General features: G+C 71.3%; 20 protein-coding genes. 7 read left to right on the top strand and 13 right to left on the bottom strand.

Annotation, left to right across the window (positions count from 1 at the left end):
• Positions 1 to 8: 8 nt before the first annotated feature.
• Positions 9 to 1742, top strand: a complete 1734-nt coding sequence (locus tag LWP59_RS05195) for an NAD+ synthase (protein ID WP_144645932.1) — start codon at positions 9 to 11, stop codon at positions 1740 to 1742.
• A 1116-nt stretch (positions 1743 to 2858) separates the two neighbouring features.
• Here LWP59_RS05195 and LWP59_RS05190 read toward each other — a convergent pair.
• Positions 2859 to 3926: a helix-turn-helix domain-containing protein gene (locus LWP59_RS05190; protein WP_229858624.1), complete on the bottom strand. Its 1068-nt coding sequence runs from the start codon at positions 3924 to 3926 to the stop codon at positions 2859 to 2861.
• A 116-nt stretch (positions 3927 to 4042) separates the two neighbouring features.
• On the opposite strand from LWP59_RS05190, the gene LWP59_RS05185 reads away from it, so the two are divergent.
• Complete coding sequence (locus LWP59_RS05185) at positions 4043 to 4399, top strand: VOC family protein (RefSeq protein WP_144646323.1); 357 nt, start codon at positions 4043 to 4045, stop codon at positions 4397 to 4399.
• A gap of 125 nt (positions 4400 to 4524) precedes the next feature.
• Positions 4525 to 5061: a methylated-DNA--[protein]-cysteine S-methyltransferase gene (locus tag LWP59_RS05180; protein ID WP_144646325.1), complete on the top strand. Its 537-nt coding sequence runs from the start codon at positions 4525 to 4527 to the stop codon at positions 5059 to 5061.
• Between the two features lie 30 nt (positions 5062 to 5091).
• On the opposite strand, the gene LWP59_RS05175 is transcribed toward LWP59_RS05180, so the two are convergent.
• Together LWP59_RS05175 and lysX are read right to left on the bottom strand one after the other, a co-directional pair.
• Positions 5092 to 5679 (bottom strand): DinB family protein, encoded by a 588-nt coding sequence (locus tag LWP59_RS05175; RefSeq protein ID WP_144646327.1) that lies wholly within the window; start codon positions 5677 to 5679, stop codon positions 5092 to 5094.
• 111 nt (positions 5680 to 5790) lie between these two features.
• On the bottom strand, positions 5791 to 9042 hold the full coding sequence (gene lysX / locus LWP59_RS05170) for a bifunctional lysylphosphatidylglycerol synthetase/lysine--tRNA ligase LysX (RefSeq protein WP_233921974.1): 3252 nt from the start codon (positions 9040 to 9042) through the stop codon (positions 5791 to 5793).
• A gap of 128 nt (positions 9043 to 9170) precedes the next feature.
• Here lysX and panB point away from each other — a divergent pair, with 128 nt between their 5' ends.
• Complete coding sequence (gene panB, locus LWP59_RS05165; RefSeq protein ID WP_144643140.1) at positions 9171 to 10031, top strand: 3-methyl-2-oxobutanoate hydroxymethyltransferase; 861 nt, start codon at positions 9171 to 9173, stop codon at positions 10029 to 10031.
• Between the two features lie 50 nt (positions 10032 to 10081).
• Here panB and LWP59_RS05160 read toward each other — a convergent pair whose 3' ends face one another.
• The 5 genes from LWP59_RS05160 to LWP59_RS05140 all read right to left on the bottom strand — a co-directional run bounded on the left by LWP59_RS05160 (position 10082) and on the right by LWP59_RS05140 (position 14665).
• Positions 10082 to 10945 (bottom strand): cytochrome c oxidase assembly protein, encoded by an 864-nt coding sequence (locus LWP59_RS05160; RefSeq protein ID WP_229858168.1) that lies wholly within the window; start codon positions 10943 to 10945, stop codon positions 10082 to 10084.
• 23 nt (positions 10946 to 10968) lie between these two features.
• Entirely contained in the window at positions 10969 to 11910 is a 942-nt protein-coding gene (locus LWP59_RS05155; protein WP_144643142.1) for an undecaprenyl-diphosphate phosphatase, read from the bottom strand.
• A 213-nt stretch (positions 11911 to 12123) separates the two neighbouring features.
• Complete coding sequence (locus LWP59_RS05150; protein ID WP_144643143.1) at positions 12124 to 12888, bottom strand: helical backbone metal receptor; 765 nt, start codon at positions 12886 to 12888, stop codon at positions 12124 to 12126.
• Positions 12885 to 13256 carry a DUF4326 domain-containing protein gene (locus tag LWP59_RS05145; protein WP_373299838.1) on the bottom strand — a complete coding sequence of 124 codons (372 nt, stop codon included), beginning with the start codon at positions 13254 to 13256 and terminating at the stop codon, positions 12885 to 12887. The genes LWP59_RS05150 and LWP59_RS05145 overlap by 4 nt, the downstream gene beginning before the upstream one ends.
• Entirely contained in the window at positions 13253 to 14665 is a 1413-nt protein-coding gene (locus LWP59_RS05140) for an RNB domain-containing ribonuclease (protein ID WP_229858164.1), read from the bottom strand. Before LWP59_RS05140 ends, LWP59_RS05145 begins: the two co-directional genes overlap by 4 nt.
• Positions 14666 to 14781: 116 nt before the next feature.
• Here LWP59_RS05140 and LWP59_RS05135 point away from each other — a divergent pair, with 116 nt between their 5' ends.
• The 3 genes from LWP59_RS05135 to LWP59_RS05125 all read left to right on the top strand — a co-directional run bounded on the left by LWP59_RS05135 (position 14782) and on the right by LWP59_RS05125 (position 18029).
• Positions 14782 to 15747: an ATP-binding protein gene (locus LWP59_RS05135; RefSeq protein ID WP_144643186.1), complete on the top strand. Its 966-nt coding sequence runs from the start codon at positions 14782 to 14784 to the stop codon at positions 15745 to 15747.
• 17 nt (positions 15748 to 15764) lie between these two features.
• A complete protein-coding gene (locus LWP59_RS05130) occupies positions 15765 to 16154 on the top strand; it encodes an SCO5389 family protein (RefSeq protein ID WP_144643144.1) in 390 nt (129 codons plus the stop codon).
• A 141-nt stretch (positions 16155 to 16295) separates the two neighbouring features.
• Positions 16296 to 18029: an MFS transporter gene (locus LWP59_RS05125; RefSeq protein WP_229858161.1), complete on the top strand. Its 1734-nt coding sequence runs from the start codon at positions 16296 to 16298 to the stop codon at positions 18027 to 18029.
• Here LWP59_RS05125 and LWP59_RS05120 read toward each other — a convergent pair.
• The 5 genes from LWP59_RS05120 to LWP59_RS05100 are packed head-to-tail and all read right to left on the bottom strand — an operon-like array spanning position 17986 to position 25818.
• A complete protein-coding gene (locus LWP59_RS05120; protein WP_144643145.1) occupies positions 17986 to 19227 on the bottom strand; it encodes a hypothetical protein in 1242 nt (413 codons plus the stop codon). The genes LWP59_RS05125 and LWP59_RS05120 overlap by 44 nt on opposite strands.
• A 15-nt stretch (positions 19228 to 19242) precedes the next feature.
• On the bottom strand, positions 19243 to 20241 hold the full coding sequence (locus LWP59_RS05115; RefSeq protein ID WP_144643146.1) for a C40 family peptidase: 999 nt from the start codon (positions 20239 to 20241) through the stop codon (positions 19243 to 19245).
• Between the two features lie 2 nt (positions 20242 to 20243).
• Entirely contained in the window at positions 20244 to 20840 is a 597-nt protein-coding gene (locus tag LWP59_RS05110) for a hypothetical protein (protein ID WP_144643147.1), read from the bottom strand.
• An 8-nt stretch (positions 20841 to 20848) separates the two neighbouring features.
• Positions 20849 to 22906, bottom strand: a complete 2058-nt coding sequence (locus LWP59_RS05105) for a magnesium transporter (RefSeq protein ID WP_144643148.1) — start codon at positions 22904 to 22906, stop codon at positions 20849 to 20851.
• Entirely contained in the window at positions 22903 to 25818 is a 2916-nt protein-coding gene (locus LWP59_RS05100; protein ID WP_373299835.1) for an ATP-binding protein, read from the bottom strand. Before LWP59_RS05100 ends, LWP59_RS05105 begins: the two co-directional genes overlap by 4 nt.

Here is a 25818-nt window from a genome sequence, read left to right as displayed (position 1 = left end):
ATGTGTTCATGCCGCAACTCAGGATCGCGCTGGCCCAGATCAACTCGACCGTGGGCGACCTCGCGGGCAACGCGCAGCTCCATGTCGACTGGGCCCGGAAGGCCGCCGAAGCGGGCGCGCACGTCGTGGTGTTCCCGGAGATGTCCCTGACCGGTTACCCGGTCGAGGACCTCGCGCTGCGCAAGACGTTCGCGCAGGGGTCCCGCCAGGCCGTCGACGACCTTGCGCGTCGGCTCGTCGAGGCCGGTTGCGGTGAGCTGCTCGTGTACCTGGGGTACCTCGACTCCGACGAGGCCGGGCCGCGCGACGCCGCCGCCGCGCTGTACGGGGGCGAAGTCGTCGGGCGGCAGTTCAAGCACCACCTGCCGAACTACGGCGTGTTCGACGAGCAGCGGTGGTTCAAGGCCGGGCAGACGCTCGACGTGGTCCGGCTGCACGGGCTCGACATCGGCATGGTGATCTGCGAGGACATCTGGCAGGACGGCGGGCCGGTCACCGCGCTGGGCGAAGCGGGCGTCGATCTCGTCGTCGCGCCGAACGCGTCGCCGTACGAGCGGTCCAAGGACGACATCCGGCTGCCGCTGGTGGCGCGGCGCGCGGCCGAGGCGAAGGCGCCGCTGGTGTACTCCAACCTCGTCGGCGGACAGGACGACCTGGTGTTCGACGGCGACTCGATCGTCGTCGGCGCGGGCGGTGAGCTGCTCGGGCGGGCGCCGCAGTTCGTCGAGCACCTGCTGGTGGTCGACCTCGACCTGCCCGCGGGCGGGCACAGCGCCGAGGGGTCGTTCTCCGGGCTGACGGTGCGCCGGCGGACGCTGGGCACCGAGCCGGTGCCGGCGTACGAGCGGATCGCGGAGGCGCCGATCTGCGAGCCGCTGTCCGACGAGGCCGAGGTGTGGTCGGCGCTGGTCGTGGGGCTGCGGGACTACGTGCAGAAGAACGGGTTCCGGTCGGTGACGTTCGGGTTCTCCGGCGGCATCGACTCGGCGATCACGGCGGCGCTCGCTGCGGACGCGCTCGGGGCGGACGCGGTGTACGGCGTCTCGATGCCGTCCGCGTACTCGTCGGAGCACTCGCGGTCGGACGCGGCGGAGCTCGCGCGGCGGCTGGGCTGCCACTTCCGGACCGAGCCGGTCGAGGACATGGTGCGGGTGTACGTCGACCAGCTGAAGCTCGCGGGGACCGGGCTCGCGGAGGAGAACATCCAGGCGCGGGTGCGCGGGATGCTGCTGATGACGCTGTCCAATTTGGACGGTCACCTGGTGCTGGCGACGGGGAACAAGACCGAGCTGGCGGTCGGCTACTCGACGATCTACGGGGACGCGGTCGGTGGGTTCGCGCCGATCAAGGACGTGTTCAAGACGCACGTGTGGGAGCTGGCGCGGTGGCGCAACGCGGAGGCGGAGAAGCGCGGCGAGACGCCGCCGATCCCGGAGAACTCGATCACGAAGCCGCCGTCGGCGGAGCTGCGCCCGGGGCAGCTGGACACCGACTCGCTGCCGGACTACCCGCTGCTGGACGACATTCTCGACGACTACGTCGAGGGCGACCGCGGGTACGCGGACCTGCTCGCGGCGGGCTTCGACGCGGAGACGATCGACCGGGTGATCCGGATGGTCGACCGGGCGGAGTACAAGCGGCGCCAGTACCCGATCGGCACGAAGATCACGTTCAAGGCCTTCGGCCGCGACCGCCGGCTGCCCATCACGAACGGCTGGCGGGAGGGCGATCAGCGGGGTTGAGGTTTGAGGGTTTTCGGGGGGTTGGGTGGGGTCGGGTCGGTGGGCCCGTGGTTTGGCGGGGCTGGGGGTTGGGTCGGTGGCGCCCGCGGTCCGGTGGGGTTGGGGCGCGGTGGGGCCCGCGGTCCGGCGGGCTGGGGCGCGCTGGGCCGGGGCTCGGGCTGGTGGCCGGTCCGGTGGGTTGGGCTCGGCGGTCTGGGGCTCGGGTCGGTGGGGCTCGCGTCCAGTGGGACCCGCGCCCGGCGGGGCTGGGGTCGGTGGGCCGGGCTCGGAATTGGTGGCCCGGTTCGGTGGGTTGGCCCGGCGGTCTGGGGCGCGGGCTTCGTGGGCGGGACTTGGTGAGGCTCGGGCTCGGTGGCACGGTTCGGTCGGTTGGGCTCGGCGGTCCAGGGCTCGGGTCGGTGGGGCTCGCGTCCAGTGGGACTCGCGCCCGGCGGGGCTGGGGTCGGTGGGCCGGGCTCGGAATTGGTGGCCCGGTTCGGTGGGTTGGCCCGGCGGTCTGGGGCTCGGGCTTCGTGGGCGGGACTTGGTGAGGCTCGGGCTCGGTGGCACGGTTCGGTCGGTTGGGCTCGGTGGTCCGCGGCTCGGTGAGCCAGGTCGCGATTGGCCGGGTTCGGTGGCCGGGGCTCAGGGAGGCGCGGTTGCGCTGGGTTGAACTCGGCGGGTTGGGCTCGGCGAGGCTCGGGCCCGGTGGCTGTGTTCGATGCGGCCGAGGCGCATTGGGTCGGGAGCTCGGTGATTCGGTTCGGTGGGCGGCTCGGGATAGGGCGAGGCCGGAACTCGCTGAGTCCGGTCCTGGTGGCCAGAAGCTCACTGGGCGGGTCTCGGCGAGGCTCGGGTCGCGGACGTTGGTGCGGCTCGGGCTCGATGAGGCAAGGCTCGCTGGGTCAGAGCTGGGTGCGGCTTAGTTCGGTGGGCCGGGGTCGGGTGTGACTCGGGTTCGGTGAGTCCCGGTGAGGCGCGGGCGCGGATGTGGCGCGGCTCGGGCTCGGGTCGCGGTGGGGTCGCGGGTGGTGGGGATTGCCGGGGCGACGGTTTAGTCGGCCGAACTGGTGGGCGCGGGCTGAGCCCGTGCCCCGCCGGAAGTTCAGTCCTGAGCCACGCAGGCCGGGACGCACCTCACGGCGCTCCCGTGAGGAGGCGGCGGAGGGCCGCGGGGGTGTGGCCGCAGTGGGTGCGGACCGTCCGGGTCAGGTGGGCCTGGTCGGCGAAGCCCAGGTCCGCAGCCAGGCCCGCCAGGTCCGGCTCGCCGTCTTCGAGGCGGTCGAGGGCGCGGCTCACCCGCACGCGGTTGCGATAGCGGGTCAGCGAGATCCCCAGCTCGCGAGAGAAAGCGCGGCTCAATCGGTACGGCGAGACAGCCAACAGCTCGGCGAGCGGGAACAGGCCGCTCGACGCCGGGTGATCGGCCTGGATCGCGGCGCGGGCTTGGGCTACGAGGACGCTGTCGGTTCTCGGGCCTCGTGTCGCCGGACGGCTCAGCGCTGTGGAGGGGAGGGCCTGGTCAGTTCCTGGGCCCGCGGTCTCGGGGCTCGGCGCCGCGGAGACCAGGGCGCGGTAAGTTCCCGGGCTGCCGGTCTCGGGAGAGCTCAGCGCTGGGACGGCGAGGGCACGGTCAGTTCCCGGACTGGCGGTCGCCGGGAGGCTCAACGCCGTGGCGGCGAGGGCCTGGTCAGTTCCCGGACTGGCGGTCCCGGGACGGCTCAACCCTGTGGTGGCGCGGGCCTCGTCGGTTCCCGGACCCGCAGTCTCTGGACGGCGCAACGCCGTGGCTACGAGGGCGAGCAGCTGTTCCGCCAGCGCGTAGTCGACATCGCCGCTTGCGGACGCTGCCAAGAACCTTCGGTGGGCGAGGTCGAGCCGCGCGTCGACGTAGAGGTTCGGCGGCGGGCGGTCGTGCGTCAGCGATTGCCACAGTTGCGGGCTGAGGCTGATCGATGTGCAGACGTCACCGCCGGCGGGGTGCGCGAAGTGCTCCTCGTCGCCGGGCAGGCTGACGTAGCCGACGGTCGGATCGACGTCGGTGCTCACGCCTGCCGCGCGGCGGCGGAAACGACCGCGGCGCACCAGGACCAGGCCGTGGCGCGTGCGGACTTCGGGCGCGGACCATCCCCGGTGGTCGTCTCGGCACGACACCGTGTGCACGGCGAACTCCGGCCGGGCAGCCAACTCGACGGCGCAACGCATACCGCGCAAGCTACGCCAGGGGGACGACGATTCCGGGCCCGCAAGAATCTTCAATACCCATCGCGCTGGGGACGGCAGGCTGTCACCCAAGCCGAACACAACAACCAGGAGTTGCCGTGGCAGCCGTACTTTCCGCCGTCGTGATCGACTGCGCCGACCCGGGCACGCTCGCCGGGTTCTATTCGAAGGTCACCGGATGGGACATCACCTCCAGCGATGCGGACACCGCTTATCTGAGCGGCAACGGAACGACCCAGCTGGGCTTCCAGCGGATCGAGAACTACCCCGCGCCGGGTTGGCCCGACGACGGCAAGCACGTCCGTCTCGACTTCAGCGTGGCCGACGTCGAGACGGCCGTTCAGGAACTGCTGGCGCTCGGAGCGGCCAGGCCCGAGTTCCAGCCGGACGGCGGCGACTGGACCGTGCTCACCGACCCCGAAGGCCACCCCTTCTGCCTCTTGCCCGAGAATTGAGCGGTCATGACGGCCCAAGGCTTCGCGGTGTTCCCCACCGCGATCGGACACTGCGAACGCGGCGTGGTGAGCGTGCCCGACAGGACTACCGGACTCACCCGCTCCTGCCCGAGAATCGAGGGCCCATGACCGCCCAAGGGTTCGCGGTGTTCCCCACCGCCATCGGACACTGCGGCATCGCCTGGAGCGAACGCGGCGTGGTGAGCGTGCGCCTGCCCGACGGGAGTGCCGGGCTCACCCGCGCGCGGTTGCTGGCGAACTTTCCCGGAGCCACCGAGACAGAGCCGCCGGAGCATGTCCAGCAGGCGATCGCCGAGATCGTCGCGTTGTTGCACGGTGAGTCGCGCGACCTGGCGGAGATCCGGCTCGACCTGAACGGCGTGCCGGACTTCCACCGCCGCGTCTACGAAGTCGCGCGGGCGATCCTGCCCGGGAAGACGCTCACCTACGGCGATGTGGCGAACCTGCTGGGCATGCCGGGTTCGGCGCAGGCAGTGGGACAAGCCCTGGGACGCAACCCCTTTCCGATTGTCGTGCCCTGCCATCGGGTGCTCGGTGCCAACGGCAGGATGGTCGGGTTCTCCGCGCCGGGCGGCGTGGAGACCAAGCGCAGGATGCTGGTGATCGAAGGCGCGCAGCCGGACGAGCCGACGCTTTTCTAGCGCTGACCGGCTCGGCTGACGTCCGCGTTGCTAGACCGGTTCTGGTTGCCAGGGCCTGATCCACGGCGACTCCGGCCAGCCCTCGGCCGCGGCCATGAGGGGGAAGGCCGTCGCACCGTCGATGTGCTCCCGGATGATGTCCGCGTGACCGGCGTGGCGGGCGGTCTCCTGGATCAGGTGCAACAGCACCCAGCGCACCGACCAGGCGTCGACGTCCGACGGGAACCACGGGACGCCCTTCGGCACGGGGACGGGCGCGCCGAGGTCCGGGATACCGGAGATGATCTCCTCCGTCTCGCGGCCGACCTGCTCGTACTCGGCGATGACCTCGGACAGGGTGTCCTGTTCGGTGAACCGGAAGTCTTCCAGGTAGGCGCTCGCTCTTTCCTCGACTGTGCCGGCAGGTTTGCGTTGCAGGACGGTGTCCATCCAGCCGCACTCGGTCTTCGCGACGTGCTTGAGCAGGCCGCCGATGCTCAGCGCGCTGCGGCTGGGCACGAGGCGGGCCTGCTCGTCGGTCAGGCCGTGCGCGGCCACGCGCAGGATGTGGCGCTGCTGGGCGAGGAAGGCGAGCAGGCCGTCGCGCTCGTCGCGGACGGGGCGGACGTTGCCGGACATCTGGTGCTCCTTCGGGGGATGCGGTTGTTGGGGACATACTCGCATCGGGTACTGACAGTTTTGGGATTTTGTTGGGGGGCAAGGAAAGTTGCCCGTCAGGGCGGCCCCGGCTCAGCGGCGGGGGCGGGTGAAGGGGAAGGGCACGGTGTGGCGGATGGGGGCGCCGGTGAGCAGCATGAGTACGCGGTCGATGCCCAGGCCCAGGCCGCCGGTTGGGGGCATGCCGTGTTCCAGCGCCTGCAGGAAGTCCTCGTCCAGTTCCATTGCTTCGACGTCCCCGCTCGCGGCCCGCAGCGACTGGGTTTCCAGGCGGCGGCGTTGCTCCAACGGGTCGGTCAGCTCGGTGTATGCCGTCCCGATTTCGGCGCCGAAGGCGACCAGGTCCCAGCGCTCGGCCAGTCGCGGGTCCCAGCGGTGTTCCCGGGTCAGCGGCGAGACGTCCCTGGGGTAGTCGGTGTAGAACGTGGGGCCGACCGTGGCCGGCTCGACGAGCTGGTCGAACGCGGCCAGGACCAGCTCGCCCCGCCCGGCGTCGTCGGCGAAGGGGACGCCCGCCGCCGCGCAGAAGGAGCGCAGTTCGGCCGATGTCGTCGACGGGGTGACCGGCTCCCCCAGGGCCTTGGCGACCGCGTCGTGCACGGTCACCACCGGCCAGTCGCCCGAGATGTCGTGCTCGCCATCCGGGCGGCGGAGCACCGGGGCGCCGTACGCGGCGATCGCGGCCTGCTGCACCAGCTCCCGGGTCAGGACCCGCATGCAGTCGTAGTCGGCGTACGCCTGGTAGGCCTCCAGCATCGTGAACTCCGGATTGTGTGTCGCGTCCACGCCCTCGTTGCGGAAGTTGCGGTTCAGCTCGAAGACCCGCTCCATGCCCGCCACGCACAGCCGTTTCAGGTACAGCTCCGGCGCGATCCGCAGGTACATCCGCATGTCGTAGGCGTTGATGTGGGTGACGAACGGCCGCGCGTTCGCACCGCCGTGCACCGCCTGCAGCATCGGGGTCTCGACCTCGAGGAAGTCCTTGTCGTGCAAGCGTTCCCGCAGCGCGCGCAGCACCGTGGCGCGCAGCCGCAGCAACTGCGGCAGGTCCGGGTCGAGGTAGCGGCGGCGCACCCGGGTCTCCGGGTCGGCGAGCCCCTTCCGCTTGTCCGGCAACGGATGCAGGCATTTCGCGGTGACGGTCCACCCGGCGACCAGCACCGACAGCTCACCGCGGCGGGAGGTCACCACCTCACCCCGCACGCCCACGTGGTCACCGAGATCGACCCCGCAGCGCCACAGCTCGTCCTCGCCCAGCATCAGCTGCAGCTCGCCGCTGACGTCCCGCAACCGCGCGAAACACACCCCGCCCAGGTCACGCAGCGCCACCACCCGGCCGGCGACCCGCACCTCGCGCCCGGTCCTGCTATCGGGAGCCAGCCCCGCGAACTCGGCGGCCACCTGCGCCAGCGTCGTGTCGCGGGCGAACCCCGCCGGATACGGGTCGATCCCCGCCGCCCGCAACCGGTCCAGCTTCGCGATCCGCACCCGCACCTGCTCGGGACGGCGCACCGGCCGCGGCTCGGTCCGGATCTCGTCGATCTCCCGCACCCGCGCGAGGAACTCCTCGCTCACACCGCCGCCCGCGATCGCGCGCCGCGCAGACCGCCAGCTCGAGGGGAGGAAGCCCTCCAGCGCACCCGCGACCAGGCCGATCCGGGCCAGCCGCCGTGCCGAGGTGTAGCAGAGGAAACGCGGCTCCCACTCCGGGCCGTACTTCGCGTTCGACCGGTACAGCGACTCCAGCTGGAAAAACCGCGACGCCACCCCCAGCACCGCGCGCCACGAACGCAGCACCGGACCTGCGCCGATGCGCTCCCCCGCCGCGAACACCGCACGGAACATGGCGAAATTCAACGAGATCCGCTGCGCGCCGAACCGCCCGGCCTGCGCCACCACCTGCGCGACCAGGTACTCGTTCAACCCGTTCTCGGCGTCCCGGTCACGACGCATCAGGTCCAGCGACAGCCCACGCCGGCCCCACGGCACGAACGACAGCAACCCCCGCAGCTCGCCCGACGCGTCGTACGCCTCAGCCATCACACAACGACCGTCGCTCGGATCGCCCAGCCGCGACAACGCCATCGAGAAACCACGTTCGGTCTCCGCGCCCCGCCACTGCTGCGCCCGCTCGAGCAGCCCGTCCATTTCCGACGAGGTGAGCTCGCTGTGCCGCCGCACACGCGCGGTATACCCGGCACGTTCGATACGGCTGACCGCCTGCCGAACCGACCGCCGTTCCGGGCCCGACAGGCTGAACTCGCGCACATCCAGCACCGCCTCATCGCCCAGCTCCAGCGCCTTCAACCCGGCCCTGGCATACGCCCGCGCACCACGCTCGCTCGCACCCAACACACCAGGCGCCCAGCCATAGGTATGCGCCTCACCCAACCAGGCCTCGATCGCCTGCGGCCACGCCTGCGGATCCCCGATCGGATCCGCGCTCGCGATGCTCGTACCCGCAAGCACCCGGTAAGTCACCGCGGCACGACCGTTCGGCGCGAAAATCACACTCTTGTCCCGCCGGGTGGCGAAGTACCCCAGCGAATCATCCTCACCATGCCCGGCCAGCAGCACCCGCAGCTTCAACTCCTCCTCATCACTGCGCCGCCGCCGACTCCGCACCCCCCGGAAGAACACCCATAACGTCGTCACCGCCACCGTGGCACCACCCAGATCCAACAGCAGATCGATCCACGCCGGACCCTCCCGCACACCCAACCGCCGCAACTGCACCAGCTCACCAGTCGCGTGATTCGCCGCCCACACGAAGCTGTCACCCAGCCCACCCAACGTGCCCGGCCAAACCACCAGCAACCCCCAACCGACAAGAGTCACCCCCACAATCCCGGACACGCCGATGACCAGCGCATGCCGCCCCGCACCGGGTGCCAGCCGAGCCGGAAAAGCAGGCCGCAACGCGAACAACAACACAATCAACCCCACCGAAACCACCTCGGCGCCGGTCAACGCCCACAACGCCACCGGAAGATGCGGATGCCGCTCCCGGACCAACACCTGCGGCGCCCACACCAAGGTCGCCTCAAACGCCACCGTCATCAGCAGACCGCCGAACTGGAACAGAATCAACGTGTCCAACGCCGCCCGCTTGCGCCGCCGCAACGCTCCGCCGAGTACGGCGAGCACCAGCGCGATCAGGATGTTCGCATCAGCCGGAATGTTGACCAGGCTGAACAACCCCACCGTCCACCGGTAGAACCCGTGGTCACCACCCCACAACAGCAGGGCGACCGACATGAGCGCGCCCAACTGGACGACCGTCGCGACCACGCCACCGGCCTTACGCCGCCATCGCGGAACCATGCTCACCACCTCGTGTGAAGCTCGTCGCAGGCGCTTGGGCAGGCCGGTCCCGCGGTGCGACGCTGGTGTTCCCAGATCCACGACCCGGGGACCCGACGAGGGCCTCGAGGGAAGGTTGGTCGACGACGATGTCCACCCCCACTGGTGAGACGGCTGCGCCCTACGGCAGCGGCCCGCAGCACACCGCGCCCGCGAAGAAGGTGCGCATTCATCATCTGCAGCAGCTCAAGGACCGCGGCGAGCCGTGGCCGATGCTCACCGCCTACGACATGTACACCGCCGAACTCTTCGACGAGGCGGGCATTCCCGTGTTGCTCGTCGGCGACTCCGCCGCGAACAACGTGTTCGGCTACGACACCTCGCTGCCGGTGACGGTGGACGAGCTGCTCCCCCTGGTGCGTGCGGTGACCCGGGCGGCCAAGCGGGCGCTCGTGGTCGCCGACCTGCCGTTCGGCTCCTACCAGCTCTCGCCGGAGCAGGCGCTCGCCACGTCCGTGCGGTTCATGAAGGAGGGCCGGGCACACGCGATCAAGCTCGAGGGCGGCCGCCGGTTCGCGCCGCACGTCGAGGCGCTGACCGGTGCCGGTGTCCCCGTGATGGGACACATCGGGTTCACCCCGCAGAGTGAGCACAACCTGGGCGGCTACCGGGTTCAGGGCCGCGGCGAAGCCGGTGCGGCGCTGATCGCGGACGCGCTCGCGCTGCAGGAGGCCGGTGCGTTCGCGGTAGTGATGGAGATGGTGCCGGCCGAGGTCGCGAAGCAGGTCACGCACGAGCTGAAGATACCCACGGTGGGCATCGGCGCCGGACCGGACTGCGACGCGCAGGTGCTGGTGTGGCAGGACATGGCGGGGTTGCGGCGCGGGAAGGCGCCGCGGTTCGTCAAGCGCTACGCCGACGTGGCGGGCGCGCTCTCCGGGGCCGCGGCGGCGTTCGCCGACGAGGTCAGGCGGGGCGAGTTCCCCGCGCCGGAGCACGCCTTCCATTAGGCCGGTCACTTCCCCACCGCCACCCTCGACGGACACCCTTCGCGCAGCTGTCATTTCCGCTTGAAACGCTGCGCCAGCTGCGGGTCGTTCTCCCACCAGAGGCCGCCCGTGTCCTCCTGCTCGTCGAGCTCGCGGTCGATCTGCTCGGCCTGCCGGTCGTCGTCGCGCATCCAGCGGGTGAACAGCGCGCCGACGAACGGCAGGCCGGCCAGGTCGCCGCCGATCCACAGGATGCCGGCGCCGACGACCTGGTCGGTGCGCAGGTCAGGGCCCCAGGCGCGGGCGAGCGCGTGGTAGTAGTCCGCGGCGCGCAACGGCCCCAGCCACAGGACGAGGCCGAGCGCCGCGTCGACGACGACTTCGGCGAAGCTGATGGCGAACGACACCAGGTGGTGGTCCTCACGTGGGGTCGGGTCGAGGCGCAGCCGGGTCCAGAAATAGCCGAACCCGCAGCAGACCAGTCCGAACCGGACGATCTCGTCGATCGCGGAATGCCGCAGGGTGAGTTCGTACAACGGGGTCAAATAGATCAGGAACGGCGGAACGATCAGCAACACGGTGATCACGAGCGGAAAGGTCAGGGTCCGCGCGACGACACCGCGGCCGAGCGCACGCAGGCGGTCCGCGAACGGCGCCGTCGCCAGCACGAGCGTCAGCGGGGCGCCCAGCGCCAGCAGCAGCGGCGTGACCATCAGCAGCGCGACGACCTGCACCGCCCGCACCCAGAACAGCACGTCGTCGTACACACCGAGGAACGAGCAGGTCAGCAGCAGGATCGTGGCGAGGCCGCCGAGGAACGCCACCGTGCGCCCGCGCGGCCAGCCCGGCACGCGCCGGGCCGCGAACAGGTAGCAGGCGCCGAGCACCAGCACGAAAACCACCGCCGGGACGTCGAGCGTCCAGGCTCCGAACACTCTTCCCCAGGAAAGTGGGACATTCATGCCAAGAAATACACCAAACTACCGATTCCGGCGATCACACAGTAGACAGCGAACGGTGTCAGCGTACGCGTCTCGAAATACGAGGTCAGGAATCGCACCGCGATATACGCCGCAATTCCCGCGACCAGGCTGCCGACGAGCGCCGGCCCGAGCGACGCGCTGTTCTCCGGGGCGAACAGCGACGGCATCTTCAGCACCCCTGCGGCCAGGATCACCGGCGTGGCAAGGAGAAACGCGAACCGGGCGGCGTCCTCGTGGTCGAGCCCGCGGCGCAGACCGGCGACCATGGTGATGCCGGACCGGCTGATTCCCGGCAACAGCGCCAGAATCTGGGCCGCGCCGATCAGCACGGCCTCCCCGACCCCGAGCTTCGACAGCCTGCGGTCGGAGGCCTCCTCGACGCTGATCGCGCGCATCGGCATGGTCACCTCGGCGGAGAAGTCGATGGTCTGCTCGGCCGCGACGGGCACCGCGGGCTCCTTGCGGACTTTGCTGAACCGCTCGACGGCCAGGAGCACGACACCGTTGAGCGCGAGGAAGATCGCCGTGGGCACGGGCTTGCCGAGGAAGTTCCGCAGTGCGCTCTCCAGCAGCAGGCCGCCGATGCCCACGGGGATGGTCGCGAGCACGAGCAGCCAGGCGAGGCGCTGGTCGGAGTCGGCGACCTCCCGGTCCCGGATCGAGGTCCACAGGCCGCGGATGATGCGCACCCAGTCGCGCCAGAAGAAGACCACCAGCGCGATCGCCGTGGCCACGTGCATCGCGACGAGCACCGCGAGGTAGGGCGAGTCCTTGCCCATGCTCAGGTCGTCGGCCCATTTCCCGCCGATCCACGCAGGCAGCAGTATGCTGTGCCCAAGACTGGACACCGGGAACAATTCAGACACGCCTTGCAAGGCGCCGACGACAATCGCCTCGAAATACGTCACAGCGGACATTGAGGACCTTTCCCTGGACGCCACGCGGTAATCCGGAGACGAAGGTACCGGACCGAAAATGAACGGACGGCAAAGCCGTCCGCGGCGCGGGGCAGGGTCAGAGCCGGCCGCCGCCGGCAGTGCCGCCCGACAGCCGTTGCACCAGGTACCGGGCCCGTGGGTCCGTGCGCGCCGCCGAACGCCGCTGCGGCGACTCGACGATCGCCCTGCTGATCACCGCAACCGGCCGAGCTCCCGGTGGGCTTCCACAAGGGACGGCCCGTACCAGGTCAGATACCGTCCGGACACGAGCACGTGCGCGACGCCGGGGAAGGCCTCGGGACCGTCCTCGGCCGTGAACAGGTACGGCTCGTCGGGCAGCACGAGCAGGTCCGCAAGGCCCTCGGCGAACCACGATCGCAGCTCGTCGAGCTTCGGGCGCGGGTACCGGTCCGCGTGGCCGCCGTACACAGTGGACACTCCGAGCCGGCGCAGCACGTCGCCGCCGAAGGTGTCCCGGCCGAGGATCACCCACGGCTTGCGCCACACCGGCACGACTGCGCGCCTGCGGACCGGCGGCATCTCCCGCCACAGCTCCTCGGCCCGCACGAGCCATTCGGGCTCGTCGGCCTCGAAGGCCTGGGTCAGCACCCGCCGCAGTGACGCGAGCGCGTGTGGCACCGTCGCCGGCGCCTCGGTCACCCACACCGGAAACCCGTTGGCGCGCAGGCGTTCCACGTCCTCGGGACGGTTCTCCTCGGAGTTCGCCAGCACGAGGTCCGGGCGCAGGTCGAGGACGCGGTCGACCTTCGGGTACTTCGAGCCGCCGACCCGCGGCACGTCCAGGGTGGCGGGATGGGTGCAGTAGTCCGTCGCGCCGACCACGACACCGGGCACCGTGGTCTCGAGCGCCTCGGTCAGCGAAGGCACGAGCGATACCACCCTTCGTGGCACGCCGCGCAACGGTACGTCCTCGCCGAGATCGTCGAACAGGGTCATTTCAGGTGCTCCAGCAGTACGTCGCCGTGACAGGCCTGGGGTGCGCACCAGCAGCCGAGCGCGCGGCCGTCGAGCTCCGGCAGCCGGGCGAGCAGGTCGGCACGGCCTTCGAGGTACTCGCGGTAGTGGCGGACCATCGCGTCCCGGTCCAGCTTCGCCTCCCGGACGAAGGGGTTCGCGAACTCCGACTCCGGCCAGGAGTGCCTGTTGCCGGCGTGGCCGATGTAGGTGAGCAGGCCGCGCTCGACCAGCCACGGCACGAGATGCTTGTGCGGCCCGGACTTCCGCACGTTGACCACGACCGTGCGGCCGGTGCGCACCCGGTCGGCCAGCTCGCGCTCCGCCTCGGTCCAGTTGTCCACGTTCACGCCCGTTCGAACGACACCTTCCGCTTCACCACGTCCACCGCCGTGAGCCGGACCGTGATCCGCTCGCCCTCCGGCAGGTTCGCGCCGACGCATCTGCCCATCACCGGTGGGTCCTCCACCAGGATCTCCGCGCGGGCCTCCTCCGCACGCAGCACCACCGCCTCGAACGTACCGCCGATCCGCTCGGCCAGCATCCACGCCTCGACCTGGTCGATGCACGCTCGCTCGACACGCGCGGCGAGCGAGTCCGACGCGCTCATCAACACGGGCAGCTCGGGCAGCGCGGCACGCACCCAGTCCGGGACATCGCTGTCGGCGCTCACCGAGAGGCAGACCTCGGCGGCGAACCGGTCCACGAGCCGCCGAATCGGCGCGGTCACGTGGGCGTAGGGCGCGCCGATGCCCGCATGTGTCGTCGACGGGGGCAGCCGGCCTTCGAAGGACGTGTAACCGGCGCCCCGCAGCAATCTCGTGGTGCAGGTGTAGAGCGCCATCGACTCGGGCAGCGCCGGGTCGAGACCGGCGAGCAGCTCCGAGACCGAGACCTCCGGCCGCCAGTCGATCCCGAGCGCCTGCGCAGACCGGCGCAACCACTCGATGGAGTCCTCGTCGGCGTCGGGAAGCGTGCGCAGCACACCGACCCCGGCCTCGATCATGATCGACGCGGCCGCCATCCCGGTCAGCAGCGAGATCTCGGCGTTCCAGGCGTCCACCTCGTTGCGCGGCCGCATCCCGAGCGCCCAGCCGTCGCCGGCGTCGCCGTTGATGGCCTGCTCCGGCAGCTGCAGCTCGACCGCACCGCGCCGCACGGCCAGCTCGCGGCGCAGCCTTCCCAGCTCCGCCAACGCCGTGATAGAGGGATGCGCGGTGCCCGCCGCCAGTGCCAACTGGACGGTCTCGTAGTCGAACTGCTCGGTGGACCGGACCAACGCGCGGCGGACCCTCGTCGCGACCGGTTCGGCGCGCGAGTCCAGGTCGATCGTCCACAGCACCGCCGGGACCGTCTCACCGGGCAGCAGGCTCGCGGCGCCTTCGGACAGCACCGGCGGATGCAACGGCACGTTGCCGTCGGGCAGGTACAGCGTCTGGCCGCGGCGGCGGGCCTCGCGGTCCACCGGACCGCCCGGCGTGACGAACGCGCCGAGGTCGGCGATCGCGTACTGCACGCGGAACCCGTCACCACGACGGGAAAGGACCATGGCCTGGTCGAGGTCCTTGGCGCCGGGCGGGTCGATCGTGACGAACGGCAGGTCGGTGGCGTCCTCGCGGTCGGCCTCGCGCGGGTCCATCCCCGCTGCTTCGGCTTCGGCGAGCACCTCCGCGCGGAAGCTCTCCGGCAGCTCGAATTCGGCGCGCAGGTGACCGAAGCCCCCGTCCGCCGAGTGTGAACCGGCCGCCAAACGAGGCACGTACTCACCCTAACGCCCCGGAGCCCTGTTGATCCCTCGTTCGTGGCTGGGCCACTCGGGTGTATCTTGCCCTACCGGTAATGAAAATCGATATCGTTTCCGAAATGGAGCTCGCCGTGAAGGTCGCCTTCGTCGGCAAGGGCGGCAGCGGGAAGACCACGCTGACCTCCCTGTTCGCCGCCCACCTCGTCGCGTCCGGGAAACCGGTGCTGGCCATCGACGCCGACATCAACCAGCACCTGGCGGCCGCGCTGGGCGCGAGCGAGGAAGAGGCGATGGCGCTGCCGACGCTCGGCGATCACCTGCCACTGATCAAGGAGCACCTGCGCGGGGACAACCCGCGCATCGCGAGTGCCGACGCGATGATCAAGACCACCCCGCCCGGCCGCGGCTCGCGGTTGCTGCGCCCCTTCGCCGACGACGACCCGGTGCTCGCGACGTGCTTCCGCACGATCGGCGGCGTGCGCCTGGGCGTCACCGGCCGGTTCACCGAGGACGACCTGGGCGTCGCCTGCTACCACTCGAAGGTCGGCGCGGCGGAGCTGCTGCTCAACCACCTGATCGACGAGCCGGGCGAATACGTCGTGCTGGACATGACCGCCGGAGCGGACGCGTTCGCCTCGGGCCTGTTCACCCGCTTCGACGTGACGTTCCTCGTGTGCGAGCCGACGTTGCGCAGCGTGGGGGTGTACCGGCAGTACGCGGACTACGCGCGCGACTTCGGGGTGCGGCTCGCGGTGGTGGGCAACAAGGTGACCGACGACGAAGACGTCGCGTTCCTGCGCGACCAGCTCGGCGACGCGCTGTCGTGCTGGCTGACCGGTTCCCGGCACGTTCGCGCGGCCGAGCGTGGCCAGGTCCGCTCGATCGACGCCCTGGAGCCGCACAACCTCGACGCGCTGGCGAAGCTGGTGTCCACTGTGGACTCGGCGGGGCGGGACTGGGCGCGGTACCACCGGCAGGCCGTCGAGTTCCACCTGCGCAACGCGCGCTCGTGGGGCAACGACCGGACCGGCCAGGACCTCGCCGCCCAGGTGGACCCGGAGTTCGTACCCGGCCCGGCCGCACTGGCGCGGGCCTGAACGAGAAGGAGAAGAAAGTGTCCCTGGATGTACCCGCCGCCCTGCTGGAGCGCGCCGAGTCCGGTGTGGTGACCGACGCGGAGTTCGTGACGTGCGTGCGGAGCTCGCTGCCGTACGCGTGGCAGGTGATCAGCGAGGTGGCCGCCGGGCTTGCCGACGGCACCGGCTTCGCCGACCACGCCACCCCGCCGCCGAGCGAGGCCGAGCGCGGACAGCTGCTGCGGGCCCTGGCCTCCGATGCGATCCGCGGCGGCCTGGAGCGGCACTTCGGCATGAAGCTGGCCTTCCAGAACTGCCACCGCGTCGCGGCGTTCCGTCCGGCCGCCGTCGACAGCGACGTGTACCGGGAGTTCGTCTCCCCCGCCGGTCAGCTCCGGAACCAGAGCCCGGAACTGCGCGACTGCTGACGCCCGACCGGTGCCCCGGCCACCACGGCCGGGGCACCGGCGTCGCCGGTTCCCACGCGTCGCCTTCGTCACCCCCGCCCGCTGCCGTTCCCGCGGAGATATAGTTAGTTAGGGTATGAAAGCAATGGGGAGTGGGTAGGCGTGGATCGTCAGGCTCGGGCCGCCGTCGCGGTGCGGAACCCTCGCTACAAGTGGATCGCGCTGTCCAACACGACCCTCGGCGTGCTGATCGCGACGATCAACTCCTCCATTCTGCTGATCGCACTGCCCGACATCTTCCGTGGTGTCCGGATCGACCCGCTCGCGCCCGGCAACACGAGCCTGCTGCTGTGGCTGATCATGGGCTACCTCGTGGTCACCGCCGTGCTCGTGGTGAGCTTCGGCCGTCTCGGCGACATGTACGGGCGTGTGCGGATGTACAACGCCGGCTTCGCGGTCTTCACCGTCTTCTCGATCCTGCTGTCGGTGACCTGGCTGCACGGCACCGCCGGCGCACTGTGGCTCATCATCATGCGGATCCTGCAGGGCGTCGGCGGCGCGCTGCTGATGGCCAACTCGACCGCGATCATCACCGACGCCTTCCCCGTCGAGCAGCGCGGGCTGGCACTCGGGCTCAACCAGGTCGCGGGGATCGCCGGGTCGTTCCTCGGACTCGTGCTCGGCGGGCTGCTCGGGCCGGTCGAATGGCACACGGTGTTCCTGGTGTCCGTGCCGATCGGGGTGTTCGGCACGATCTGGGCGTACTGGAAGCTGCACGACACCGGCATCCGCAACCCCGCGAAGCTGGACTGGTGGGGCAACCTGACCTTCGCCGTCGGACTCATCGCGGTACTCGTCGGCATCACCTACGGCATCCAGCCCTACGGCGGCCACACGATGGGCTGGACCAACCCGTGGGTGCTCGCGGCGCTGTTCGGCGGGCTCGTCGTGCTGGGGATCTTCTGCTTCATCGAGACGAAGGTGCCGGACCCGATGTTCCGGCTACGGCTGTTCCGGATCCGCGCGTTCACCGCCGGCAACCTCGCGAGCCTGCTCGCGTCGCTCGGCCGCGGCGGGCTGCAGTTCATCCTGATCATCTGGCTGCAGGGGATCTGGCTGCCCCGGCACGGCTACAGCTTCGAGTCGACCCCGCTGTGGGCCGGGATCTACATGCTGCCGGTGACGGTCGGCTTCCTGGTCGCCGGTCCGCTGTCGGGCTGGCTGTCCGACAGGTTCGGCGCCCGGCCGTTCGCGACCGGCGGCATGATCATCGCCGCGCTGAGCTTCCTGTGGTTGCTGGCGCTGCCGGTGAACTTCGCCTACTGGCAGTTCGCGCTGGCGCTGTTGCTCAACGGGCTGGGCATGGGCCTGTTCGCGTCGCCGAACCGGGCGGGGATCATGAACAGCCTGCCGCCGCACCGGCGCGGGGTCGGCGCGGGCATCAGCACGACGTTCCAGAACTCGGCCATGGTGCTCTCGATCGGCATCTTCTTCAGCCTGATGATCACCGGGATCGCCCGCAGCCTGCCGCAGACGCTCTCCGGTGGGCTCGTCGCACAGGGTGTGCCCGCTTCGAGCGCGGCCGCGCTCGCGGCGTTGCCCCCGGTCTCGGTGCTGTTCGCGTCGCTACTGGGGTACAACCCGCTGCAGACCCTGCTCGACCCGGGTGTGCTGCACCAGCTTCCCCCCGCGCGCGCCGGCTTCCTCACCGGGCGCGAGTTCTTCCCGGACCTGATCTCCGGCCCGTTCGCGACGGGACTGACCGTGGCGTTCGGGTTCGCCATCGCGGCCTGCCTCGTCGCGGCGATCGCTTCGTGGCTGCGCGGCGGGAAGTACGTCGCGGAGGAGCCGGTCAGGGCCGATAGCGGTACGGAAGCTCCGTCGGCTGCCCGGTAGGGCCGAACTGGACCGAGTCGTCCTCGGGGTACTCGTCGAACCAGCCGCGGTCCGCGGCGGGCATGCCGCGTGGCGGGGTGTCGGAGTCCGGCCGGTCCTCGGCGGCGTCGTCCTGCGGCTCGAGCCGCGCGGCGCGGTCCTTCCACGACTCGGCGGGCTGCTCGACGGCAGGCGGCGCGGGCCGCTCGGCCCAGGACTCGGCGGCCGGTGCGGCCCCTTGCTCGGCGGCAGGCGGCGGGGCCTGGTCGACGGCGGGCGGCGGGGTCGGCACCGGAAGCTCGGCAGGCGGCTGAGCCGCGCCCTCGGTCGCGGGCGGCGTGGTCCAGGCCTCGACCACACCGTCGGGAACGGCGTGGTCCACGTCCGGCCGTGGCTCGGCCGGTGGCTGCTCGGCGCCTTCCCAGGCGGCGGGCGGACTCGGCGGCGCCTGCTGCCCGCCCTCCGGCGGCTCCACCGGTGGCTGCGGGCGGACCTCCTCGCCGGTCGCGTCCTGCCGCTCCGCAGGAACCGGCTCCGCACCCTCGAAGCCCAGCGGCGGCACCCACGGCCGGTCGGGGGCCGGCCGGGTCACCGCACCCGTGGCGGCCGGAGGCTGCTTCCGCGCGGGCTCCGGTAGCGGCGGCACCTCCGCCGACGGCGTGGTCGGCGTCGTGCGCCAGACCGGGGCCGGGGGGATGTTCATCGCCGCCGCACGCGGCCGCTCCGGCGCGGGCTCGGCCGGCTCGCTGCGCCGGGCCCCGCGTGGCGGGATCGGGTCCAGCACCGACACCAGCACCCGCGTGTGCTCCGGGTCCTCGACCTTCCGGCCGCTGCGCTCGCGGTAGACCATCTCGCCGTCCGCGTCGATCTCGACCAGGTAGCCCGCCTCGGCCAGCTGCTCCTCGTCCAGGTCGACCAGGTTCTCGTACCGCGAGGGCACCACGCGGTACACCGGCCACGACAGGTTCCCGTGCACCTGGTGGAAGTGGCCGAGCAACGCGGCCATCTGCTGCTGCCACGGCAACGACATGCCCTCGGCGAGCGAACGCGGCAGCACGACGTAGTTCTCGTCCACCCCTGGCCAGTCCGGCGCCAGGTAGTCGGCCAGCGGGGTGCTCGACGCGGGGCGCGCGGCCGACCGGGCGGGTGGCGGCGGCGCCCCGAAGAGATCCCGCGGATCGTTCCCGGGATTGCGCCGTTTTCCGAACTTCTTCGCCACAGAACTCTCCGTTGGTCACACACCCGGCCGCACGGCCTGCGGCACGAGCTCGTTCTCGTCGAACGACACCGACCGCACGTGCACCGGCACGCCGGTCTGCTGGGCCTCGACTATCTTCCCATTGCCCAGGTACATCGCCACATGGTGAATCGTGTTCGGGTTCGACGGGTCCGTTGCCCAGAACAACAGGTCACCGGGCTGTGCCGTGCGGGCCGGCAACAGGGCACCGTCGTGGTACTGGTCCTGCGACACCCGGTCGAGCGTGATGCCCGCGGCCTCGTACGCCCGCAGCATCAGCCCCGAACAGTCGTAGGAGTCCGGCCCGGTGGCGCCCCACACGTACGGCTTCCCCTGCTCCCCCAGCGCGAACGCGATCGCCGTCGCCGCGGCCTGGTTCGCCGGCAGCGCCAGCCCCGCGCTCCGGCCGCAGCCGATCACGTCGGTCACCTGGCCGACGTTCTCCACCAGGTACGCCGCCATCGGCTCCCAGCGGTGGTACCGGTCCGGGAACGCCGAGCGCTCGACGTCCTGCGCCGACGAGCCGGGCCGCTGCTGGTCCCAGTTCGGCACGGCGAGCAGCACGTCGTAGAACTTGTTGATCTCGTACGCCGTGTCCTGCAGCTGGGCCACGCTGCCCCAGCCCATCGACGGGCGCATCTGGAAGATGCCGAGCGAGTCGCGGTCGCCGTAGGCGAGGTTGCGCAGCCCCGACTCGGTCATCCCGGCCTGGATCGCGACCTGCCAGGCGCGCGGCGAGAGCCCGCGCTGCTTGCCGATGGCGACGATCTGCTGCACGACCTGGCGCTGTCCGGGGTCGAGGTTGTCCGCCTGCCCCTGCGCGCTCTGCGCCTGCCCAGCGTTCGTCGGGCCGATCGCCGCGTCGCAGCCGAGGTTCTGCACCGCCTGTGCCTGCGCGGCCTGCTGGTCGGTGACCACCTTCGCCACGACCCCGGTGGTCAGCACCGCCGCGAACAGCGCGGCGATCACCACCCCGACCAGCAGCCCGACCCGCATCGTCAGCTCGCCTGGTCGTAATCGGACACCCGCCAGCCGGCGGCGGTCTGCGACACGGTGATGCTGAGCTTCGGCCCGTCGGTGGGCACGAGGACCTGGACGGAACTGGTGTAGGACTGGGTGGCCGTCGGATCACCGGTGAGCCGGCTCGCCGGGATGTTCGCCGGGTCCACACTGGACATCTGCGGCAGGAACTCGTCGGTGGTGTACGGGCGCAACGCATCCAGCCACTGCGCGTTCGTGATGCCCGCCGGGTGGTTGACCCACGCCTGCGCCCACAGCTTGGCGACGTTCACCGCCTCCGGGTCGGGCGCGGCGGACGTCGGCTGCACCAGCGGCGCGGTGAGCCGGGTCGACATCGGCACCGACGAACCGCCGGCCGGGCGCTGCCCCGCCGACGACGTCGCGTCGGGAATGCGGGCCGGGGTCACCTGGTTGCCCGGCCCCGGCCCCAGCAGCTGCGGCACCACGATCCCGATCGCGATCACGAGGATGGCGACCACGATCGCCGTGCCCGCGAGGTGCCGCGGCGAGCGCAGCGGAAAACCCCACAGCCTGCGGTAGACCGCGGCCCGCCCGCGATTGGTCCTGATCGGCATCGCTCACCTCACCGGACCACGTCGTCGGTGTCGCGCACTTCGATGCCCCGGGACGGCCGGTAGATGACGTGCACCGGCCTGCCCCCCACCAGCTCACGCTCCGCCCGCCGCGGTGGCGACACGCTCGGCACGCGTGGGGCGGCCGGGGTCGCACGCACCCGCGAGGGCACGAGGACCGAGTCCGCCTGGTCGATGTCGCGGTCGAACACCGGCGAGGTGTCGACCCGGCGGCTCTGCGGCTGCGGCGGGATCCAGCCGGCGTCGGCGCGGCGGATCGTCCCCGGCGGGGCCGAGTAGACGTAGTCGTCCGAACCACCGGCAGCGGGCGCGTAGCCCGGCCGGACGCCGGGACCACCACCCGCCGGCAGCGCGCGGCGGCTTCCGTTGCCGGGCAACGCTCCCCCGCCCGGCCAGGGCGCGCCCGACCACGCCGCGGCGGGCCGCCCGGCCATCGAACCGGCGCCGTCGAGCCGCTGCGAGTTGGCGAAGATCGTGGCCTCCGGCCGGTAGCGGCCACCGCCCGCGGTGGCGCCCATGGGACCCCGCGTCTCGAGGTCGCTGTCGTCGGAGTCGCGCACGCCCTGCCAGAACTCGTCCTGCGGCGTCGGCCCCTGCTTGCGGCGGAACCGCGAGAAGATGCTGCCGCTGGGCGCGGGGATCGAGGAGCCGACCATGCCCACGGACATCTCGACCATCTGCCACAGCCGCCGCACCGGCCGCCCCACCAGGAACAGCAGCACGGTCACCAGGCCCGCCATCACCATCTGCGTCAGCATCGACAGCGAGTTGCCCGCCGCGAAGATCGCCTGCAGCAACAGCGCGTGCACCCCGGCCAGCACCGCGAGCACGATCAGGTTGAACGCGACCCCGCCCAGCACCTTGCCCACCCGGCGGAGAATGTCGTGGTGCACCAACGCGACCAGGCCGATGAGCGGCGCGGTCAGCGCGAACAGCCGGATCAGCACCTGCGCCAGCAGCACGGACGCCTTGGCCAGCAACTGGAACAGCGCGTAGACCAGGCTCTGCAGCAGGGCGAGGAAACCGGCGCCGGTCCGGCTGCCGCCCTCGCCGGTGAAGTACGGCGTCGCGGTGCCCAGCTGGCCCGCGATGTTCTTGTACGCGGCCTTCTTCGAGTCCACCACGCCCTGGTTGGCGTCGTCGCCGTTGCGGATCTGGTCCCAGGTGAACGCCTGCGCGTCCAGCAGCGGCCTGCCGAACTGCGTCGCCTGCGCGGCGTCGGGCGCGCCGAACTCCCCACGCAGCCAGTTGTCGTAGACGACCTGGGTGTGCAGCTCCGTCGGCAGGATCTCCCGGACCACCCGGTTGCCCGAGTCGTCGACGAACCCGGCCTGGATGTTCGTGGTGGTCTGGACGATCGCCTTGTCGATGGGATCGAAGTACCGCAGCATCGCGAGCGAGGACGCGGCCAGCCACACCGCGCCGAGCCCGTAGAGCGCGCGTTTGGACACCGCGGACAGGTCGCCGCGCCAGATGTTGCGGAACATCATGATCGCCAGCAGCAACGCGGCGAGACCGAACAGCTGGGCGTAGATGTTGTTGTAGACCTTCTCCGCACCCGACTTCACCGCACCGTAGATCGGGTTGAGCAGGCCGCCCTCCATGACCGTGTAGTGCAGCGAGTTGGTGGCACCGACGATGTTCTTGCCGATGTTGAACATCTCGTTGCCGGCCCACGTGTCGATGGTCGAGTTGGGGCTCGTGATGCCCGACAGCGGGCCGCAGTCGGTCTGGTAGACGTACCAGACCATCCCGGCGTAGCTGTAGTCCAGGTACGCGCTGCCGTTCTCGCCGTGGGTCGCCGGCGGGTCGATCGCGCCGACCATGCCCGAGCCCGGCCGTTCCGGCGTGGGCGCCTCACCGCAGGCAGCGGCGGAAGCCGACGGCGCGGTCGCCACGGCCTGCAGGCCGAGCAGCAGGCCCACGGCGAACATGGTGGCCCAGCGGCCGGGTCTCCTGCCGCGGAAGCCACCCCGGCGGACGAACCCCTTGAACGCGTGCCAACCCCCGGCCAGGGCCAGCACGAGTCCCAGAGTCAGCAGCGTCATGCCGCGTCCCGGCCGTGGCCGCCCCGCTTGCCTGCGGTCGCGGGCTCGTTGTCCGGCTCGGTGCCGTTCCCGCCGGGGACCTCCTCGGCGAGCAGCTGCTCCTCGGTCAGCCCGACCTCGCGCTCGGCCGCCAGCTCCAGGTCCTGCTCCAGCTCGTCGTCCGGCGGCGGCACCGGCACGTGCTGCGCCTGCTGGGGCTCGGCCTCGCGCGCCGCGCGGTTGTCCGCGGGCAGCGCGTCCTTGGAACCGGGTGTGGTGTCCATCGCGGCACGGAGGTGTTCCAGATGCGGACCGGAGAAGTCGACCCGGATGCGCTCCACGCCGCCCGCGCCGTCGCCGAAGACGAACTGGCGCGGCTCGCGGTCGCGCTCGACGTCCCGGTGCGCGCCGGGACGACGGCCCAGCGCCGCGACGACCTGCTCGTAGCCGACGCCGACGGGCACCTTGAGCAGCCGCAACGCGTCCGCCTGCGCCTCGTCGTCGTCGAGGCGGCCGACGAACACCGAGTCCAGCAGCGCCACGAAGCCCTGGATCTTCAGGAAGTCCGCCGGGATCTGCGAGGACAGCAGCACCCGGACGTTCCACTTGCGCGAGTCACGCGCGAAGCGGTTCATCAGCACCCGACCGGTCGGCACCTCGGACAGGAAGAACGCCTCGTCGATCCAGACGCCCTTGCGCTGGTCCTTCGGCTTCTCGTAGACCGACCGCTGGGTCAGCCACGCGGCCAGGTTCAGCATCTCGACGCCGAGGGCCTCGGCGTCGGTCCAGTGCTCGCGGCCGACGCCGTCCTTGGGCAGGGTCAGCCCGGCCATGGTGAGCACCGTGAGCCGGTCGTCCCGGGTCTCGGAGTACGGGTCCGCGTCGTTCTCCGGGATGAGCAGCGACATCCGCTCGCGCATCTCGTCGAGGAAGTCCGCGACGACGACGGCGTGCTCGTGGTGCTCGCTGGAGTCACGCCGCAGCGCGTCGATGACCTGGCCCGGGTCGGCGTCGTAGCGGCCGCCGACCGCGCGCACCGCCCGCAGCAGCACGATCCGGCTCTGCGGCATCCGCGCGACCTCGTACGGCAGGATCCCGGCCAGCACGTCGAGCACGAGCCGCCGCCGGGTGGCCCCGGCCAGCGCCCGCTCGCGCCGCCACGCGCGCTCCGGGTTCTCCTCGTCCAGGAAGTGTTCGAGCAGGGGCTCGGCGACCACCCGGTACGGGTTCAGGATGCCGGGTTGTGCATTGAGCAAGTTGATGGGCCGCGCATACGGCCTGATCTCCGGAAGGTCGCACAACCTCGACAGCGGGCCCGACGGGTCGAGCAGCGTCCAGGTCGCGCCGGCGCGCAGGGTCTTGTAGACGATGCCGCCACCGAGGAAGGACTTGCCACCACCGAGGCCGGCGACCATCGCCGTCAGGCCGGAGCCGTCGCGGATCTCCTGCGCCATCCACGGGTCCCAGGCGACCGGGCGCCGCGTCGCGGTGACGGTCTCGCCGAGCAGGATGCCGCGCCTGTCCCCGACCTCCGCGGTCGCCGTCGGCACCGCCGCCGCGGCCCACACCACGGACCCGCGGCGCATGTACGCCGAGGAGGCCAGCGGCTCGCCCGGGATGAACTCCCGCGCCATCGCGTACTGCGCCTCGGGGTGCTCGATCGCGATCTTCGGCTTGTACAGGTCCAGCAGCTGCTGGGCCAGGCGCAGCGCGTCGCGCTCGGTCGGGCCGGACACCGCCAGCCGCCACCACGAGCGCACCCGGGTGGCCAGCGCGGTGAAGCCGGACGTCATCTCGTCGTCGATCTCCAGCACCCGCGAGGCCTGCCGCGCCAGCGACTGCGGCGGCTCCAGCTCGTGCTCGTCGGTGTAGTGCTTGACCTGCGAGCGCACCTTGTTCATCTGCCGTTGCAGCTCGCCGGCCACTTCCTCGGGGCGCCGCACGTAGATCCGCGCGGACCACTCCACCGCGGCCGGCAGCCGGTCGGCGTGCTGCACCCACGGGTCGTCGACCTCGGGGATCTGCAGGCCGTGCATCTGCCCGACGGTCAGCACCGCGACGTGCCGGCTGACCCCGGCGTTCGACCCCGTGCGCCCGCGCACGGTCAGCGTCGGCGCGTACGGCTCGGCGTGGAAGTCCGCGGCGTCGGTGAAGCTCGCCAGGTCCTCCGGCTCCCACTCCGTGCCCGGCACCGCGGGCAGGTTGCGGGGCGCGGGCAGGCCGAGGGAGCAGGACCGGTGCATCAGCCAGGACATCTCCTCGGCGTGCGCCGGACGGCCTTCCAGCCCGGAGGAGCCGATGACCTGGTCCAGGTGCTCGACCTCGGAGTCCAGCGCGGTCAGCTCCGCGTCCACCGCCTCGGGCAGGATCTTGCGCAACAGCGGCGCGGCGCTCTCCACCGCGCGGTCCACCATCCGGCGGGTCTGCACCTGGACCCCGATGTAGACCTCTTTCTCCGCCATCGAACGGCCCATGAGCTGCTGCTGCTCGCCGATCAGGTAGTCGTCGAACGACAGCGTGCCCGGGGTGTCCGGCGGACGGCCCACGGCGTTGTGCACGTGCGCCTCGGCCCACATCCGGATCGGGTACGGGCGGGTGGTGACGCGCAGGTGCAGCCAGCGGCCCTGCAGCTCCGCGTACTGCCCGGCGATCGCGGCGATGAGGTCTCGGCGCTGCGAGTCGGACCGGAACGACCAGCGCTGCGGCGCCAGCCGGTACCAGGCGTAGACCTCGTGGCCCGTGCGCAGCAGATGGCCGTCGATACTGCGGGCGGCAATCGAGGGGGTGTAGCTCGGGATCGCCTGCTCCCCCGGCAACCGCCGGCTCTGCTTGGGCTGGGGCCGGCTGACAGTCGACGCGCCACGGCCGGACTGCGGCTGCCACTGGGTGGCGCCGCCCGCGTCGTGCTCCCGGTCCTTACGGCGACCGAACAA

The sequence above is a fragment of the Amycolatopsis acidiphila genome (assembly GCF_021391495.1).
GTDB lineage: Bacteria > Actinomycetota > Actinomycetes > Mycobacteriales > Pseudonocardiaceae > Amycolatopsis_E > Amycolatopsis_E acidiphila.
This window is presented reverse-complemented; position numbering and strand designations above follow the sequence as displayed.